This is a genomic window from Ruegeria sp. HKCCA4008 (assembly GCF_013033125.1).
Classification (GTDB): Bacteria; Pseudomonadota; Alphaproteobacteria; order Rhodobacterales; family Rhodobacteraceae; genus Ruegeria.
Genome location: NZ_WQDM01000008.1, coordinates 100,222 through 116,594 on the forward strand (window position 1 = coordinate 100,222; position 16,373 = coordinate 116,594).

The window sequence follows — 16,373 nt, forward strand, 5'->3', positions numbered from 1 at the left end:
GTCTGAACGACGAACTGGAAATGTTCATCGAAGCGCAGGACACGGTCTGGGCCGATGTCCTGCGCGAACTGGAACAGGGGCAGAAGACCAGCCACTGGATGTGGTTCGTGTTTCCGCAACTGGCCGAGCTGGGCCAGTCCCATATGGCGCAGCTTTACGGCATCGAAGATCTGGACGAAGCCACGCGCTATCTGAACCACCCGGTACTGCGCCATCGTCTGACGCAAGCGGCCTCGTTGATGTTGCTGCATCAGGGGCGCGATGCCAGCGACATTCTGGGTGGGGTTGACGCGAAAAAGCTTCGCTCTTCGATGACATTGTTTTCCTCGGTGGCAGATGCTCCGGCAGAGTTTCAGGCCGTTCTTGATGCTTTCTACGACGGCGAGCCTTGCGCACGAACCGTTCAGAGCCTTGGCGCATCGTGATCGGAAGTTCCAGTCGGGTCAGCCTTGCCTGTTCGATACCTGACGCTTTACGCATTCGGAAACTGCGAAAGGAACCCGGATGCTTCAGCATATCGCCGACGAAATTCAAAAAGGCCTGAACGGCAAAACCTTTGATGGCTCATTGAAATTCGATTGTGGCGAGGACGGCGTTATTGTTCTGGCCGACAGTCAGGCATCGACACAGGACCAGGAAACGGATTGCACGATCCGCATCTCGCAGTACAACCTGACCAAGCTTCTGACCGGAAAACTGAACCCGATGACAGGTGTCGCTTTGGGCAAGCTCAAAATCTCGGGCAATATGGGCGTCGCGATGAAACTGGGGCAGCTGCTGGGTTAAGCCGAAGGCAGGTTGACCGCGGAATTAAACCTCGCCGGGGCGCCCTGTCCCACCGCCAAGACGGCCCGCGCAAAGTGTTCCACTGACATCCGCCGCCGATAAACTTGCCTCACCAGCCCGTGACATCAGATGTCAGGCAATTGAATGTCATTCGGGTTCGGGTCACCTTGATGCCGAAAGGAGACCCGACATGTCACGGACCGTTTATCTGGATGCCTTCAAACCGGCCATTCTGTTCACCCTGATCACTTTGGCTGCGATGTTGCGCGCCCTGCCCGCCCCTGCGGCAGGGACCGAAACGCTGACAGTTGCGGGGGGCTGTTTCTGGTGTGTCGAGTCCGATTTTGAATCGGTACCGGGCGTTGTCGGGGCCGTGTCGGGATATACCGGCGGCAAATCGGCCAACCCCACCTATGATCAGGTCTCCAAAGGTGGAACCGGCCATTATGAAGCGGTTCAGATCACTTTCGATCCGGCCCGGGTGTCACGTGAAACGCTTCTGAACATGTTCTTCCGCTCGGTTGACCCCACGGATGCCGGTGGTCAGTTCTGCGACCGGGGCGACAGCTATCGAACCGCAATTTTCGTCTCTAACACGGGCGAAAAGGCACTGGCGGAACAGGCAAAGAAAGACGCAGAACGGGCATTGGGCCAAAAGGTGGTCACCCCGATCCTGAACGCGGGCACGTTTTACCCTGCCGAGGCCTATCATCAGGATTACTACAAAGGGAACAAGCTGATCTTTACCCGCTTTGGCCCGAAACGTCAGCAAAACGCCTATAAAGCATATCGCAAGGCCTGTGGCCGTGACGCGCGTGTCAAACAGCTTTGGGGTTCAGATGCGCCTTTTGCCGATTCTTAATCGAAGGTCGCGTCGCGCACTTCTCTCAGATCGGGAATGACATCCGCAGTCCCGTGCCGCGTGACCATCAAGGCAGCGGCGCGGTTCGCTTGCAGAATGGCCTGTTCCATCGGCATTCCCCGATCCATTCCAGCCAGCACGTAACCGGTAAAAGTATCACCTGCCCCGGTGGTATCCACGGCCTGCACCTTGTGAGCCGAAAATTCTACCGGGTCATTGCCCTGCTGCAAATACCGTGCCCCTTTTGAGCCCAGCGTGACAATGACATGCCGCACGGGCAGATCAGCCGCACCCATCCCGGTTTCCTGCCGCAATTGTTCGGCCTCGATCTCGTTCAGGATCAGGAAATCCAGATAGGGCAGAACCGCCTGAACCGCCTGTGCCTGAAACGGCGCGGCGGCATAACACACGGTCAATCCAAGTTTGCGCCCGAATTGCGCGGCTTCGACCTGTGCGTTGGTTTCATTCTGCAAGATCAGCAGATCACCGGTGCTTGCCGATGACAGAGCCCGCCCCAGATGGCTGACATCCAAGGCATGGTTGGCCCCCGGATAGAGGATGATCAGGTTCTCACCCTCGGCGTCCACCGCAATGATCGCATGCCCCGTCGGCGGATCCACCTCAGAGATATAGCGTGTGTCCACGCCATATTCCGTCAGTCGATCCTTCGCCCAGCGCCCATCATGCCCAACGGCGCCGATATGGCTGACGCGTGATCCGGCCCGCGCAGCCGCCACTGACATATTGGCACCTTTTCCGCCAAGGAACCGGTCCAGCCCGTGGGCGGCCAGAGTTTCCCCTGGCGCAGGCAGATGCGGCAGGTCATAAACCATATCCGCGTTGATTGAGCCGAGGTTCCAGATTGTCATGGCTTATCCGATGTCGCACGAGGCCAGAATGGCCATGTTCAGAATATCGTTCGCGGTTGAGACGGTCGAGCAAATCTGAATCGGCTTGTCGACGCCCGACAGGATCGGCCCGATCACGGTGGCACCGCCCATTTCCTGCATCAGCTTGGTCGAAATCGACGCTGAGTGTCGTGCGGGGACGATCAGGATGTTCGCAGGCCCAGTCAGGCGTGAAAACGGATAAGCCGCTTGCTGATCCACGTTCAGGGCAACATCCACTGTCATTTCGCCCTCATACTCGAAATCGACACCGCGCTGGTCCAGAACCGCCGGCGCTCGGTGCATCTTCTCGGCACGTTCCGAAACCGGGTATCCAAATGTCGAGAAGCTGACAAAAGCAACCCGGGGCTCCAGACCCATATGTCGGGCCACTGCTGCGGAACGCTCGGCAATGTTGGCCAAATCGTTTTCATCCGGCCATTCATGCACCAGTGTATCACCGATCAGAACGATCCGGCCTTTATGCAGAAGTGCCGTCACACCGGCAGCACCATGGGCGGCATCGGCATCGAACACATGATTGATACGATCAATTACGTGTGCCGATTTTCGTGTTGCACCTGTGACCAACCCGTCTCCGTGGCCATGGGCCAGCATCAGGGATGAGAACACATGGCGGTCCCGCGCGGCCAGTCGGTGAATATCCTTGCGGTCAAAGCCTTTACGCTGCAAACGCTCATAGAGGAAATTCGAATAGGTCTCGAGATGCGCGGTGTTGGCAGCGTTCACAACCTCGATTTCCCGCACAGCATCACCAAGACCGGTGGCTTCCAGTTTGTCTTTAACATCATCTGCCCGACCGACCACGAGCGCCTTACCAAAGCCTGAACGTTGGTACATGACGGCGGCACGCAGCACGCGGGGATCATCGCCCTCGGCAAAAATCATGCGGCTTTGCGCCTGTCGCGCCCGGGCGTTCAGCCCGCGCAGGATGCTTGCGGTCGGGTCCATCCGGGATTTCAGGCTCAGCTCATAGGCATCCATGTCGATGATCGGACGGCGGGCTGCGCCGGTATCCATTCCTGCCTTGGCAACAGCGGGCGGGATACGGTGGATCAGGCGCGGATCAAACGGCGTGGGAATGATGTAGTCGCGCCCGAAGGTCAGCGATTTGCCATAAGCCATCGCGACCTCATCCGGCACGTCTTCGCGCGCCAGATTGGCCAGTGCATGGGCACAGGCGATCTTCATCTCGTCATTGATGGCGCGGGCGTGAATGTCCAGCGCGCCGCGGAACAAATAGGGAAAGCCCAGAACGTTGTTGACCTGGTTCGGATAGTCGCTGCGCCCGGTCGCCACGATGGCGTCCACGCGGACCTCATGCGCCTCTTCCGGGGTGATTTCCGGATCGGGGTTGGCCATGGCGAAGATCACCGGATTGTCGGCCATGCTTGCGACCATCTCCTGCGTGACCGCGCCCTTGACCGACACGCCCAGGAACACGTCCGCGCCCTTCATGGCCTCTTCCAGAGTCCGCAGATCCGTGGTGATCGCATGCGCCGATTTCCACTGGTTCATGCCCTCGGTCCGGCCCTGATAGATCACACCCTTTGTGTCGCAAACGATGCAGTTTTCGTGCCGCGCGCCCATCGCCTTGAGCAATTCGATACAGGCGATCCCCGCCGCCCCGGCCCCGTTCAGAACGATCTTCACATCCTCGATTTTCTTGCCCGAGATATGCAGTGCGTTGATCAGCCCGGCCGCACAGATCACCGCCGTGCCGTGCTGGTCGTCGTGAAAGACGGGGATATCCATCTCTTCTTTCAGGCGCTGTTCGATGATGAAACATTCGGGCGCCTTGATGTCTTCCAGATTGATGCCGCCGAAGGTCGGCCCCATCAGTCGCACCGCGCGGCAGAATTCATCCGGGTCTTCGGTGTCCAGCTCGATATCGATCGAGTTCACGTCGGCGAACCGCTTGAACAGAACGGATTTCCCCTCCATCACCGGTTTCGAGCCCAGCGCGCCAAGGTTGCCAAGACCCAGAACCGCCGTCCCGTTCGAGATCACAGCGACCAGATTGCCCTTGTTGGTATAGTCATACGCGGTTTCCGGCGCCTCGGCGATGGCTTCACATGGGACAGCCACACCCGGGCTGTAGGCCAATGACAGATCCCGCTGCGTGGTCATCGGGACGGTGGCCTGCACCTCCCACTTGCCGGGGGTCGGGTCGAGGTGAAAGGCCAGCGCCTCTTCTTTGGTGATCTTCGCTTTGGGCATCGGATATGTCGTTTCTTTACATCTGTTGGGCTTTTGCCTCATAGCGCAGGCAAAGGCGCGTCTCAACGACAATACGTTTTCACCTTTCGTCGCAGGGGCCGGGTTTGTAAGGTCGCGCCGGAATACGCCAGAGGGGAGCAGCCTTGTCCAACGTCACGCCGATGATGGCGCAATATCTGGAAATCAAAGAGGCCTACGCGGATGCCCTGCTGTTCTATCGCATGGGCGATTTCTACGAGATGTTCTTTGAAGACGCCGTGAACGCCGCCGAGGCACTGGACATCGCCCTGACCAAACGCGGCAAACACAATGGCGAAGATATTCCGATGTGCGGCGTGCCGGTGCATTCGGCCGAAGGCTATCTGCTGACGTTGATCCGCAAGGGCTTTCGCGTCGCCGTCTGCGAACAGATGGAAAGCCCGGCCGAGGCCAAGAAAAGAGGCTCTAAATCAGTGGTAAAGCGCGATGTGGTGCGCCTTGTCACCCCCGGCACCCTGACCGAGGACGCGCTGTTGGAGGCCCGCCGCCACAACTTTCTGGCCGCCTATGCCGAGGTGCGCGACGAGGCCGCGCTGGCCTGGGCGGACATATCGACCGGAGCGTTTCATGTGATGCCGCTGACCTCGGTCCGGCTGAGCCCCGAGCTGGCCCGGCTGGCCCCGTCGGAACTGATCGTGGCAGACAGCGTGCAGGAAAAACTGAATGAGCCGGTCCGCGATTTGGGTATTTCTCTCACCCCTGTCGGACGGGCGAGTTTTGACAGCACGGCGGCTGAAAAACGCATCTGCGGGTTGTTTCACGTGGGCGCGCTGGACGCGTTCGGAAGCTTTGGACGCGCCGAAGTGTCCGCGATGGGCGCGCTGATCGATTATCTGGAGATCACGCAGAAGGGCAAATTGCCCCTGTTGCAAACGCCGCTGAAAGAATCCGAAGATCGCGTCGTGCAGATCGACGCGGCCACCCGCCGCAACCTGGAACTGACACGGTCTTTGTCCGGCGGGCGGGCCGGATCGCTGCTGTCGGTGGTGGACCGAACCGTAACCCCGGGCGGTGCGCGCCTGCTGGAACAACGCCTGTCCAGCCCCTCGCGCAATCTGGATGTCATCCACGCGCGGCTGGACGCGGTCGATTTTGCCGCCCAGGACAGCCTGATCACCGCCGATCTGCGCGAGGCGCTCCGCAAGACGCCCGATCTGGACCGCGCCTTGTCGCGCCTGTCGCTGGACCGAGGCGGCCCGCGCGACTTGGCCGCCATCCGCAACGGGCTGACCCAAGCCGCAGCGATCGCCGGGATTTGCGAAGGTCAAGACCTGCCGGTGCTGCTGGCAACTGCGGTGCAGAACCTTGTGGGATTCGACGATCTGCTCGACCTGCTGGATCAGGCGCTGGTCGCCGACCCGCCGCTGCTGGCGCGCGATGGCGGCTTCATCGCGCCGGGCTTTGACGCCGAACTGGACGAGGCCCGCACCCTGCGGGACGAAGGCCGCTCGGTCATTGCCGGGTTTCAGCAGAAATACGCCGAACACACCGGCATCGCCTCGCTGAAAATTAAGCACAACAACGTGCTGGGCTATTTCATCGAAACCACGGCCACCCATGCCGAAAAGATGCTGAACCCGCCCTTCAGCGAGACCTATATCCACCGCCAGACCACCGCCAACCAGGTGCGGTTCACCACGGTTGAGCTCAGCGAGATCGAAACCCGCATCCTGAACGCCGGCAACCTGGCGCTCGAGATCGAAAAGCGGCTCTATCAAAGGCTTTCTGACGAGATTTTGGCGCAGGCTGCCCGCATCAATCAGGCCGCGCGCGGGCTGGCCGAGCTGGACCTCACCACCGCGCTGGCCGATCTGGCGCGGGGCGAGAACTGGTGCCGCCCACAGGTCGACGGCTCGCGCGCCTTCGACATCGTCGCAGGCCGCCACCCGGTGGTCGAGCACGCGTTGCGCCAGCAGTCGGGCGATGCCTTCATCGCCAATGACTGCGACCTCAGCGCCGAGGACGGAGCGGCCATCTGGTTGCTGACCGGCCCGAACATGGCGGGTAAATCGACCTTCCTGCGCCAGAACGCGCTGATCGCGCTGCTGGCGCAGATGGGCAGTTTCGTCCCGGCCGAGCGCGCACATATCGGGCTGGTCAGCCAGCTGTTCAGCCGCGTGGGCGCCTCCGACGATCTGGCAAGGGGCCGGTCGACCTTCATGGTCGAGATGGTGGAAACCGCGGCCATCCTCAACCAGGCCGATGACCGGGCGCTGGTGATCCTCGACGAAATCGGGCGTGGCACCGCCACCTATGACGGCCTGTCCATCGCCTGGGCCACGCTGGAACATCTGAACGCCGCCAACCGATGCCGCGCGCTGTTTGCCACGCATTACCACGAACTGACCGCGCTGGCCGGCAAGCTGGAGGGCGTCGAAAACGCCACCGTCGCGGTCAAGGAATGGGACGGCGAGGTGATCTTCCTGCACGAGGTCCACAAGGGCGCCGCCGACCGCTCCTATGGCGTGCAGGTCGCGCAATTGGCCGGGCTGCCCGCATCCGTGGTCGAACGCGCCCGCGTGGTTCTGGACCAGTTGGAGAAAACGGAACGCGAGGGAGGCAAGCAGAAGGCGCTGATCGACGATCTGCCGCTGTTTTCCGCCGCACCGCCCCCGCCGCCGGTCCCGAAGGCATCACCCGTCACCGATATGCTGGACCAGATCCTGCCGGACGACCTGACCCCGCGCGAAGCCCTCGATCTGATCTACAAACTGAAAGAGGCGGCCAGATCCTGACCGCCCCTTCATCTTTTCCCAAGTACTCTCGCCGAAGGCACGCGCCCTTGGGCGCGTTTCAGCTTGCCGGCGTGGACGACACGCCCACCTGCGCCGGGCGCAGCAGACGATCGTGCAACATAAACCCTTCGGCGGACACCTGAATGATGTCTCCTGCCTTGGTTCCGGGAACAGGCGCCTCGAACATGGCCTCGTGCACGTTCGGATCAAACCGATCGCCCACTTCGGGTGTGATCACTTCGATTCCGTGCTTCTGGAACACGTCCTTCAAAGCGCGCATGGTCAATTCGACGCCTTCCAGCAAACCAGCAGCCACTTCTTTCTGCTCATCCGTCGCAGCTTCAAGGGCGCGCTTCATGTTGTCATAGACGGGCAGCATATCGCGGGCCAGCTTGGACCCGCCATACTGTTCCGCATCGCGGCGCGCCTTGTCGCTGCGCTTGCGCATGTTTTCGGCATCCGCCAGCGCGCGCATGAACTTGTCTTTATAGTCATCCCGTTCGGCCCGCAGCGCGTCCAGTTCCAGTTCTTCTTCGCTGATATCCATCAGCTCTTCGGCCAGCTCTTCGGCCTCGGCGGTTGCGATATCGTCCAGAAAATCTTCGTTCTTCGGCTCTGCCATCTTTTACCCTCTAGCTCCGGTCGGATATCAGCTTGCCGACCAGTTGCGCCGTATAATCCACGATCGGTACGATCCGCCCATAATTCAGACGTGTGGGTCCGATAACCCCCACCGCACCGATTATCTTTCGATCAGCGTTCATATAAGGAGACACCACCAAAGAGGAACCCGAAAGTGAGAAAAGTTTGTTCTCAGACCCGATAAAAATGCGCACACCCTCGCCTTCTTCGGTCAATTCAAGGAATTCGGCGATGTCTCGCTTGCGCTCAAGGTCATCGAACAGGGTGCGGATGCGGTCAAGTTCCTCGGCCTGACCGGGTTCGTTCAACAGATTCGCGCGCCCGCGCACGATCAAACGGGCCGAGTCGCTTCCGTCTCCGTCCCAAACGGCCATTCCGCTTTCGACCATCTCACGGGCCAGAGTGTCGATTTCCTGCTTGCGCGCATCGATCTGCGTCTGCATTTGCCGCCGCACTTCGCTGAGTGTCCGCCCCTCGATAAGTGCGTTCAGGAAATTCGCGGCCTCGCGCATGGAACTTGGCGTTTGCCCAGGTGGCGGCGTGAACAGCCGGTTTTCCACATGTCCGTCCGAGAAAACCAAAACCACCAAAGCCCGATCATGGCCCAGAGAAACAAATTCGATATGTTTGATTTCCGATTCATGCTTGGGCGTCAGAACCAGCGAGGCCCCTTGTGTCACGTTTGACAAGGCGGAGCCGACACGGTCCAGCATTCCACCAACATCACCCGTGTTAGAGCCTAATGTCTGCTCCAGTTTCTGCCGGTCATCGGCACCCAGGTCGCCGACCTCAAGCAATCCGTCCACAAACATTCGCAGGCCTTGCTGCGTCGGGATTCGGCCGGCGCTTACATGGGGGCTATCCAGAAGGCCCAGAAATTCCAGATCCTGCATCACATTGCGGACAGTTGCAGCGCTGACTTTTTCTGACAACGTACGCGTCAAAGTACGGCTGCCGACGGGCTCTCCGCTTTCCAGATAGCTCTCGACAATCAGCCGGAACACTTCGCGTGACCGGTCGTTCATCTCGTCCAGAATCTTGCTCGCTTCGCTCATCCGTGTTCCCCTGCTCGTTTGTCATTAAATAGCAGGCAAATGAAAGGTCAATCGGGGTTGCATCGTAACGCTGCGGGGCGTTATCCCCAACCCAGCAAACAAAGGAATTCCGATGCGACCCTCTGGAAGAGATTTAAGTGAAATGCGCGCCGTTTCAATCGAGACGGGAGTCACGAAACATGCCGAAGGTTCCTGCCTGATCAAAATGGGCGACACGCATGTTCTGTGCACCGCTACGATCGAAGATCGCGTGCCGCCGTTTATCAAGGGCTCGGGCCTGGGATGGGTCACAGCCGAATACGGCATGCTGCCCCGTGCCACCAATACGCGGATGCGGCGGGAGGCGGCCGCGGGCAAACAAGGGGGCCGCACGGTCGAAATCCAGCGCCTGATCGGCCGCGCCCTGCGCGCCGGCGTCGATCGGGTTGCTCTGGGCGAGCGTCAGATCACCGTGGACTGTGATGTGATCCAGGCCGATGGCGGCACCCGCTGCGCGTCAATCACCGGCGGCTGGGTCGCGCTGCGGCTGGCGGTGAACAAGCTGATGAAGACCGGCGACGTGATCTCGGACCCGCTGGTTGATCCGGTCGCGGCCGTGTCCTGTGGCGTATATGCAGGTCAGCCAGTACTGGACCTTGATTATCCCGAAGACAGCGAAGCGGGCGTAGATGGAAACTTCATCATGACCGGATCCGGCAAACTGATCGAAGTGCAGATGAGTGCTGAAGGCTCGGTCTTTAGCCGCGCTCAGATGGATCAACTGATGGATCTGGCCGAAAAAGGCGTCGGTGAACTGGCCGCAGCGCAAAAGGCCGCCACCGCATGACCCGCAAGTTCGACGGCGACAGGTTGCTGGTCGCCACCCACAACAAAGGCAAGCTTGAGGAGATGGCCCATCTGCTCGAGCCCTTTGGCGTGACGGTCGTGGGCGCGGCCGAGATGGACCTGCCCGAGCCGGAAGAGACTGAAGACACATTTGTCGGCAACGCCCGGATAAAGGCTCACGCCGCCGCACAGGCCACCGGACTGCCCGCCCTGTCCGACGATTCCGGGATCACCATCGACGCGCTGGATGGCGCGCCGGGCGTGTACACGGCTGATTGGGCCGAAACCGGAAATGGCCGCGATTTTCTGATGGCCATGACCCGCGCCCATGATGAGCTCGAAGCAAAAAGCGCACCGCATCCCCGCACGGCCCAATTCCGCTGCACTCTGGTTCTGGCCTGGCCCGACGGGCACGACGAGGTGTTCGAAGGCGTCGCGCCCGGTCATCTGGTCTGGCCGATCCGCGGCAAGGATGGGTTCGGCTATGACCCGATGTTTGTCCCCGACGGCTACGACATTACCTTTGCCGAGATGGATCGCTGGGAAAAGAACAAGATCAGCCATCGCGGTCGCGCGGTGGAAATGTTCGTGAAAGGCTGCTTTGGCGGATGATTGGCGCAACGGGGGCTTTGGCCTGTACGTGCATTGGCCCTTTTGCGAGGCCAAATGCCCCTATTGCGACTTCAACAGCCATGTTTCCAAAAATATTGATCAGAAACAATGGCTTGACACCTATTTGTCCGAGCTTCACCGATCCGCTGCCGAAACGCCCGATCGGGTTCTGAACACGATCTTCTTTGGCGGCGGCACCCCGTCGCTGATGGCGCCCGAAACCGTGGCCGCCGTGATCGACACCGCCCGCGCCCTGTGGCGGCCCGCCAATGACATGGAAATCACCCTCGAGGCCAATCCCGGTTCGGTCGAGGCCGGGCGGTTCGCCGCCTATCGCGATGCGGGCGTGAACCGGGTTTCGATGGGCATTCAGGCAATGAATGACGAAGACCTGAGGCGGCTGGGCCGCATCCACACCGCGGCAGAGGCCCGCGCCGCCTTTGACATCGCCCGCAACTGTTTCAACCGGGTCAGCTTTGACCTGATCTATGCGCGCCAACACCAGACACTGGACGCCTGGCAAGAGGAACTGACCCAAGCGCTATCGATGGCCATCGACCACCTGTCGCTCTATCAATTGACGATCGAAGACGGGACGGCCTTTGGGGATCGATACGCCGTCGGTAAGTTACGCGGCTTGCCCGAAGATGACAGTGCGGCCGACATGTATCTGGCCACGCAGGAAATCTGCGAAGCGCATGGCTTGCCGGCCTATGAAGTTTCGAACCATGCCCGACCTGGCGCAGAATCGCAGCACAACCTGATTTACTGGCGATACGGCGATTATGTCGGTATCGGCCCCGGCGCCCATGGGAGGATTACCCTGAATGGTCAGAAATACGCGACCGAAACCTATCTGAACCCCCAGCGTTGGCTTGATGCCGCCAATCAAGGCAGTGGTGAAAAGAATCGCAGCGCGTTGCCCCTTGAAGATCAGGCAAATGAATACCTTATGATGGGTATGAGAATTACTGAGGGACTAGATATGGACAGGTGGCAAAGTTTGTCTGGCCGCTCTCTTCCCTCTGAAACCATAGATCATCTGACCGACATCAACATGGTTCGGCGCAGCAACGGGCGCCTCATCGCCACATCAGATGGGCGCGCCGTATTGAACGCAGTCATCCGGGAGCTGTTGGACTGAGCATGCAGTATCTTTGGGCCGGACTGGGATTGCTTTGTGTTGCCATGGCGGCTGTTGGGGTTGTCCTGCCCCTTCTTCCTACGGTGCCTTTTCTTCTGCTTGCCGCGTTTTTCTTCGCCCGCTCATCCTCGCGGCTGCACAATTGGCTTGTGACCCATAACCTTTTTGGGCCACTGATTCTTGATTGGCAAAGCTCCGGCGCCATTCGACCAGCCGCAAAAAAGGCGGCAACCGTCTCGATCGCCGCCGTTTTCGGACTCTCTGTTTTGTTGTCAGCACCGCTTTTCGTGTTGATCATTCAGGCGGTTGTGCTGGGCGGTGTCATGATCTTTATCTGGTCACGTCCTAACGGCTGAGCTTGGCGCACAAGTCGTCCAGCTGATCCAGGTTTTCGTAGGTCAGAACAACTTGTCCCGTTTCCGTTCCGGCCTTGTGATTGATTGACACTTTCATCGCCAGGATCGCGGACAGGTCTTTTTCCAAGGCACGTGTGTCTGCATCCTTTCCGGCATCCAGATTTCTGGAGCGGGGTGCAGAACGTTCGGCACTGCCTTGCTGCTGTTTTTTGACCAAAGCCTCGGTTGCGCGCACCGACAAGCCATCCTTGACGATCTGTTTCGCAAGTTCCGACGGATTTTCCGCCGTAATCAGTGCCCTGGCGTGCCCCGCAGACAATTTACCTTCAATAACAAGGGTTTGTACATCCAACGGCAAGGACAGAAGTCGCAAAAGATTTGCGATGTGGCTGCGGCTTTTGCCTAGGGCCTCGGCAAGCTTTTCCTGCGTGTGACCAAACCGGTCCATCAACTGCTTGTAGCCGGCGGCCTCTTCCACCGCGTTCAGATCCGCGCGTTGGATGTTTTCGATAATCGCAACTTCCAACACTTCCGTATCATCGAAATCACGTACAATCACCGGGATATCATGCAGCTGCGCCATCTGCGCTGCGCGCCAACGGCGTTCCCCCGCGACGATTTCGTATTCATCGGACCCCGTCGCGCGAACGATCAACGGCTGAATGATACCTTTTTCCTTGACCGACGCAGCCAGCTCGTCCAACTGCTCGGGCATGAATGTCCGGCGCGGCTGGTTGGGGTTGGCTTTCAGCTTTTCAATCGGGACTTTCAGATCCGGTCTGCGCGCATCCGTTGAAATCCGGCCTTCTGAATCAGGATTCACATCCGCCATAAGGGCAGATAACCCCCGCCCCAAACCTCTGGACTTTGCTTTCTTGGCGCTCATGTCGCCCTCCTCGTTCCCGCTCAGGCAGCGGTCTTATTGTTCTTGTGCAAGATCTCACGAGCAAGATGCCGGTAGGCCATGGCCCCAAGCGATCCCGAGTCATATTGCAAAACAGGCAGCGCATATGATGGCGCTTCGCTGACCCGCACATTTCTGGGTATCTTCGTTTTAAAAACCATCTCACCCAGATTGTCACGCGCGTCCTTTTCAACCTGACGGGACAAGTTGTTGCGGTTGTCATACATGGTCAACACAATACCTTCGATTCTCAGATCCGGGTTGGCCGTTTGGCGGACCTCTCGAATCGTCAGCATCAGTTGTGAAAGCCCTTCAAGGGCAAAGAACTCGCTCTGCAGCGGCACCAGCACCGAATGCGAAGCAACCATAGCATTCACGGTCAGCAAGTTTAAGGACGGCGGGCAGTCGATAAGCACAAAATCCAGTTCAAACGCATCTATGGCTGGCTGCCTCAAAGCATCATGCAAAAGATAGCTGCGTTTTTCGTTGGAGATCAGTTCAATATCGGCGGAACTCAGATCAACGGTCGCCGGAACAACGAAAAGACCTTCGATTTCCGTCTCCTGAACGACGGCCTCCAATGGTGCGTCGTCAAGGATCAGATCATAAGTTGTCCAGTCTCGATCTTCGACACCCAAACCCGTAGAAGCGTTCCCCTGCGGGTCAAGGTCAACCACCAGGACCCGACACCCGGATTCGGCCAATCCTGCTGCAAGGTTGATTGCTGTGGTTGTTTTTCCGACCCCGCCCTTCTGATTGGCAACAGCAATTATCCGAGGCCCTGAAGGTCGAGACAAATCAACCACGTGATACTCCATTTATCTTAAGGATAACGGCTTGAGGTTCAGTTAAACTTGTAATCGCCTCAGCCTCGAAATTCCATTCCTCACGTGCGTCTTCCAGCTCTTTTTTCCAATTTGCGCCTTTGGGCAACAACGCTGTCCCGTTGATGTGTAAATGCCTGTCACAAAAGGACAACAGGGTGCGCAAGTCAGCCAGCGCTCGGGCGGAAACTATGTTTGCAGCCAAAGGATCAACCGATTCAATCCTTTTTGAAATCACCGTGCATTTTATGCCGCATTCCCGCGCAACGCTGCGCAAGAAAGCTGATTTCCGCTGGTCGCTCTCGATCATATTGAATGCTGCGCCTGGATTTTCTTCCGCAGCGATGATGGCGCAGACCATACCAGGGAATCCGCCTCCGCTTCCCAGGTCTGCCCAGGTGTCAAACCTGTCAGCGCACCGATAGACTTGCACGGAATCAAGAATATGCCGGTCCCAGATACGCTCCAGGCTGTTCCGCGACACGAGGTTGATCTTGGGATTCCAACGCTTCACCAGATCAACATAGGTCACGAGGCGATCGAATGTTTCACGTGAAACATTTAGGTCTTCAAACTTCGAATAATCAACCATCATGCCTGACGAGCTCTTTGATCCCGGCGCAGTTTTGCCAGAACAAGCGTCAGCGCTGCCGGCGTGACGCCCTCGACACGGCTTGCCTGAGCGATATTTGCAGGCTTCGCCTGCGACAGCTTCTGTTTCATCTCCGACGACAGGCCGTCCAAGGCAAAATAATCGAATTCATGCGGGATGACATAGGATTCATCCCGCTTCATTGCTTCGACATCCCGCTTTTGTCTGGCAATGTAGTTGGCATACAAGGCGTCCCGCTCGATCTGAAGCCTGATTTTTGGATCAACGTCCTGCAAATCAGGAACGAGAGGCAACAAATCTTCAAACGAGGTGTCGGGGAATGCCAGAATTGCCATCCCATCCCTTCGGTTTCCATCCTGATTAACATTTATGCCGGCAGCGAGAACTTCTTTGGGCGTATAAGTCCGTTCCGTCAGCTTTGACTTCACGCTCTCAAGTTGGTGCATTTTATCTTCGAACTGAATCTTGCGCTCTTCTCCGACGCACCCCAGCTCTAAACCAAGCGGTGTCAGCCGTTGATCAGCATTGTCGGCGCGCAGAGATAGCCGGAATTCCGCGCGTGACGTGAACATGCGGTAAGGTTCGGCAACTCCTCGAGTTGTCAAATCATCGATCATTACGCCAATATAACTGTCGGATCGTGTAAAATGGATAGGCTCCCGCCCTTGGATCTCCAACGCCGCGTTGAGGCCGGCCACCATGCCCTGAGCCGCGGCTTCCTCATATCCTGTGGTCCCATTTATCTGTCCCGCTAGATATAGTCCGGGAACAGACGGCAAGGATAAAGAAGCGCTCAGGACACGTGGATCAACATAGTCGTATTCGATCGCATATCCCGGTTGCAGAATCTCTGCATTTTCCAAGCCTTTGATTGACCGCACATAGTCCAGCTGAACATCCTGGGGCAGAGATGTCGATATACCGTTCGGATAGATCGTGTGATCGTTGACCCCTTCGGGTTCAAGGAAGATTTGATGCGAATCCTTGTCGGCGAAGCGTACGATCTTGTCTTCGATCGAAGGGCAATAACGCGGGCCTACCCCATCGATGTGACCGCCATACATGGCAGATTTCGAAAGATTTGCCGCAATGATCTCATGTGTTCGCGCATTTGTATGCGTAATTCCGCAAGAAATCTGGGGCGCGACAACGGAATTCGACATGAAAGAAAACAGGGTTGGCTCATCGTCGCCGTCCTGCCTTTCAAGATCGGACCAATCAATGCTCCGCCCGTCCAGACGCGGCGGTGTGCCGGTTTTCAATCGCCCCATGGGAAGATCGTATCCATCCAACCGCTCAGCCAGTTTGATGGATGGCCGATTCCCCATTCTCCCGCCTGGGCGAGACACGTCACCGATATGGATGACGCCCCTTAGAAACGTACCGGACGTCAGAATAACGGCGCGGGCCGTAAGCTCTGATCCATCGGAAAGAACAACACCTGCAACCTTTTCGCCGTTCATCAGGAAATCGACAACCTCGCCGACAACGACAGACAGGTTATCCTGTTTCTCTGTTACCTGTTGCATGGCAAGACGGTAAAGGGCGCGATCCGCCTGCGCTCTCGGCCCCTGAACGGCGGGCCCTTTTCGACGATTCAATAATCGAAACTGAATGCCGGCCTGATCCGCCACGCGACCCATGACGCCATCCAAGGCGTCAATCTCTCGCACAAGATGGCCTTTCCCCAAACCGCCAATCGCTGGATTGCAGGACATGACGCCTATGTCCGTTGCAGACAGCGTCACCAGCGCAGTTGTTGCGCCCATTCTGGCTGATGCATGGGCGGCCTCGGTTCCGGCGTGACCCGCGCCGATGACGATGACATCAAACTTCGAATGTTTCACG

16 protein-coding genes are annotated in these 16,373 nt (G+C 58.3%); 8 read left to right on the top strand and 8 right to left on the bottom strand.

The features are described from left to right. Nucleotides 1-20 precede the first annotated feature (20 nt). The 3 genes from GOW60_RS16585 (at nucleotide 21) to msrA (ending at nucleotide 1,648) form a co-directional block, all read left to right on the top strand. Entirely contained in the window at nucleotides 21-425 is a 405-nt protein-coding gene (locus GOW60_RS16585) for a DUF1810 domain-containing protein (RefSeq protein WP_171230228.1), read from the top strand. A gap of 79 nt (nucleotides 426-504) precedes the next feature. Further along, on the top strand, nucleotides 505-786 hold the full coding sequence (locus GOW60_RS16590; RefSeq protein ID WP_171230138.1) for an SCP2 sterol-binding domain-containing protein: 282 nt from the start codon (nucleotides 505-507) through the stop codon (nucleotides 784-786). A gap of 190 nt (nucleotides 787-976) precedes the next feature. Next, nucleotides 977-1,648: a peptide-methionine (S)-S-oxide reductase MsrA gene (gene msrA / locus GOW60_RS16595; RefSeq protein WP_171230139.1), complete on the top strand. Its 672-nt coding sequence runs from the start codon at nucleotides 977-979 to the stop codon at nucleotides 1,646-1,648. On the opposite strand, the gene GOW60_RS16600 is transcribed toward msrA, so the two are convergent. Then, entirely contained in the window at nucleotides 1,645-2,517 is an 873-nt protein-coding gene (locus GOW60_RS16600; RefSeq protein WP_171230140.1) for a ribokinase, read from the bottom strand. The two genes, msrA and GOW60_RS16600, sit on opposite strands and share 4 nt — an antisense overlap. Before the next feature lie 3 nt (nucleotides 2,518-2,520). Continuing rightward, nucleotides 2,521-4,776: an NADP-dependent malic enzyme gene (locus GOW60_RS16605; RefSeq protein WP_171230141.1), complete on the bottom strand. Its 2,256-nt coding sequence runs from the start codon at nucleotides 4,774-4,776 to the stop codon at nucleotides 2,521-2,523. Between the two features lie 161 nt (nucleotides 4,777-4,937). Between GOW60_RS16605 and mutS the strand changes: the two genes are divergently transcribed. Continuing rightward, nucleotides 4,938-7,550 carry a DNA mismatch repair protein MutS gene (gene mutS, locus GOW60_RS16610; RefSeq protein ID WP_171230229.1) on the top strand — a complete coding sequence of 871 codons (2,613 nt, stop codon included), beginning with the start codon at nucleotides 4,938-4,940 and terminating at the stop codon, nucleotides 7,548-7,550. Nucleotides 7,551-7,608: 58 nt separating this feature from the next. Here the strand turns inward: mutS and GOW60_RS16615 are convergent, their stop codons facing one another. Together GOW60_RS16615 and hrcA are read right to left on the bottom strand one after the other, a co-directional pair. After that, entirely contained in the window at nucleotides 7,609-8,172 is a 564-nt protein-coding gene (locus GOW60_RS16615; RefSeq protein WP_171116719.1) for a nucleotide exchange factor GrpE, read from the bottom strand. A gap of 10 nt (nucleotides 8,173-8,182) precedes the next feature. Continuing rightward, entirely contained in the window at nucleotides 8,183-9,247 is a 1,065-nt protein-coding gene (gene hrcA / locus GOW60_RS16620; RefSeq protein WP_152459604.1) for a heat-inducible transcriptional repressor HrcA, read from the bottom strand. Nucleotides 9,248-9,359: 112 nt separating this feature from the next. On the opposite strand from hrcA, the gene rph reads away from it, so the two are divergent. From rph to GOW60_RS16640, 4 genes are read left to right on the top strand one after another with little or no spacing between them, the layout of a single operon-like run. Beyond that, on the top strand, nucleotides 9,360-10,073 hold the full coding sequence (gene rph, locus GOW60_RS16625) for a ribonuclease PH (protein ID WP_171230142.1): 714 nt from the start codon (nucleotides 9,360-9,362) through the stop codon (nucleotides 10,071-10,073). Next, a complete protein-coding gene (rdgB, locus tag GOW60_RS16630) occupies nucleotides 10,070-10,684 on the top strand; it encodes an RdgB/HAM1 family non-canonical purine NTP pyrophosphatase (RefSeq protein ID WP_171230143.1) in 615 nt (204 codons plus the stop codon). The genes rph and rdgB overlap by 4 nt, the downstream gene beginning before the upstream one ends. After that, on the top strand, nucleotides 10,674-11,828 hold the full coding sequence (gene hemW, locus GOW60_RS16635) for a radical SAM family heme chaperone HemW (RefSeq protein WP_171230144.1): 1,155 nt from the start codon (nucleotides 10,674-10,676) through the stop codon (nucleotides 11,826-11,828). Before rdgB ends, hemW begins: the two co-directional genes overlap by 11 nt. Nucleotides 11,829-11,830: 2 nt before the next feature. Further along, nucleotides 11,831-12,184, top strand: coding sequence for a YbaN family protein (locus tag GOW60_RS16640; protein ID WP_152459608.1), 354 nt, complete (start codon nucleotides 11,831-11,833; stop codon nucleotides 12,182-12,184). Here the strand turns inward: GOW60_RS16640 and GOW60_RS16645 are convergent. Genes GOW60_RS16645 through mnmG form a run of 4 tightly spaced genes read right to left on the bottom strand, consistent with a single transcriptional unit; the run spans nucleotide 12,174 to nucleotide 16,372 of the window. Beyond that, nucleotides 12,174-13,070 carry a ParB/RepB/Spo0J family partition protein gene (locus GOW60_RS16645; protein WP_171230145.1) on the bottom strand — a complete coding sequence of 299 codons (897 nt, stop codon included), beginning with the start codon at nucleotides 13,068-13,070 and terminating at the stop codon, nucleotides 12,174-12,176. The genes GOW60_RS16640 and GOW60_RS16645 overlap by 11 nt on opposite strands. A 20-nt stretch (nucleotides 13,071-13,090) precedes the next feature. Further along, nucleotides 13,091-13,894, bottom strand: coding sequence for a ParA family protein (locus GOW60_RS16650; RefSeq protein ID WP_152459610.1), 804 nt, complete (start codon nucleotides 13,892-13,894; stop codon nucleotides 13,091-13,093). Further along, nucleotides 13,887-14,504: a 16S rRNA (guanine(527)-N(7))-methyltransferase RsmG gene (gene rsmG, locus GOW60_RS16655; RefSeq protein WP_371813375.1), complete on the bottom strand. Its 618-nt coding sequence runs from the start codon at nucleotides 14,502-14,504 to the stop codon at nucleotides 13,887-13,889. Before rsmG ends, GOW60_RS16650 begins: the two co-directional genes overlap by 8 nt. Further along, nucleotides 14,504-16,372: a tRNA uridine-5-carboxymethylaminomethyl(34) synthesis enzyme MnmG gene (gene mnmG / locus GOW60_RS16660; RefSeq protein WP_171230147.1), complete on the bottom strand. Its 1,869-nt coding sequence runs from the start codon at nucleotides 16,370-16,372 to the stop codon at nucleotides 14,504-14,506. Before mnmG ends, rsmG begins: the two co-directional genes overlap by 1 nt. Between the last annotated feature and the right edge of the window lies 1 nt (nucleotide 16,373).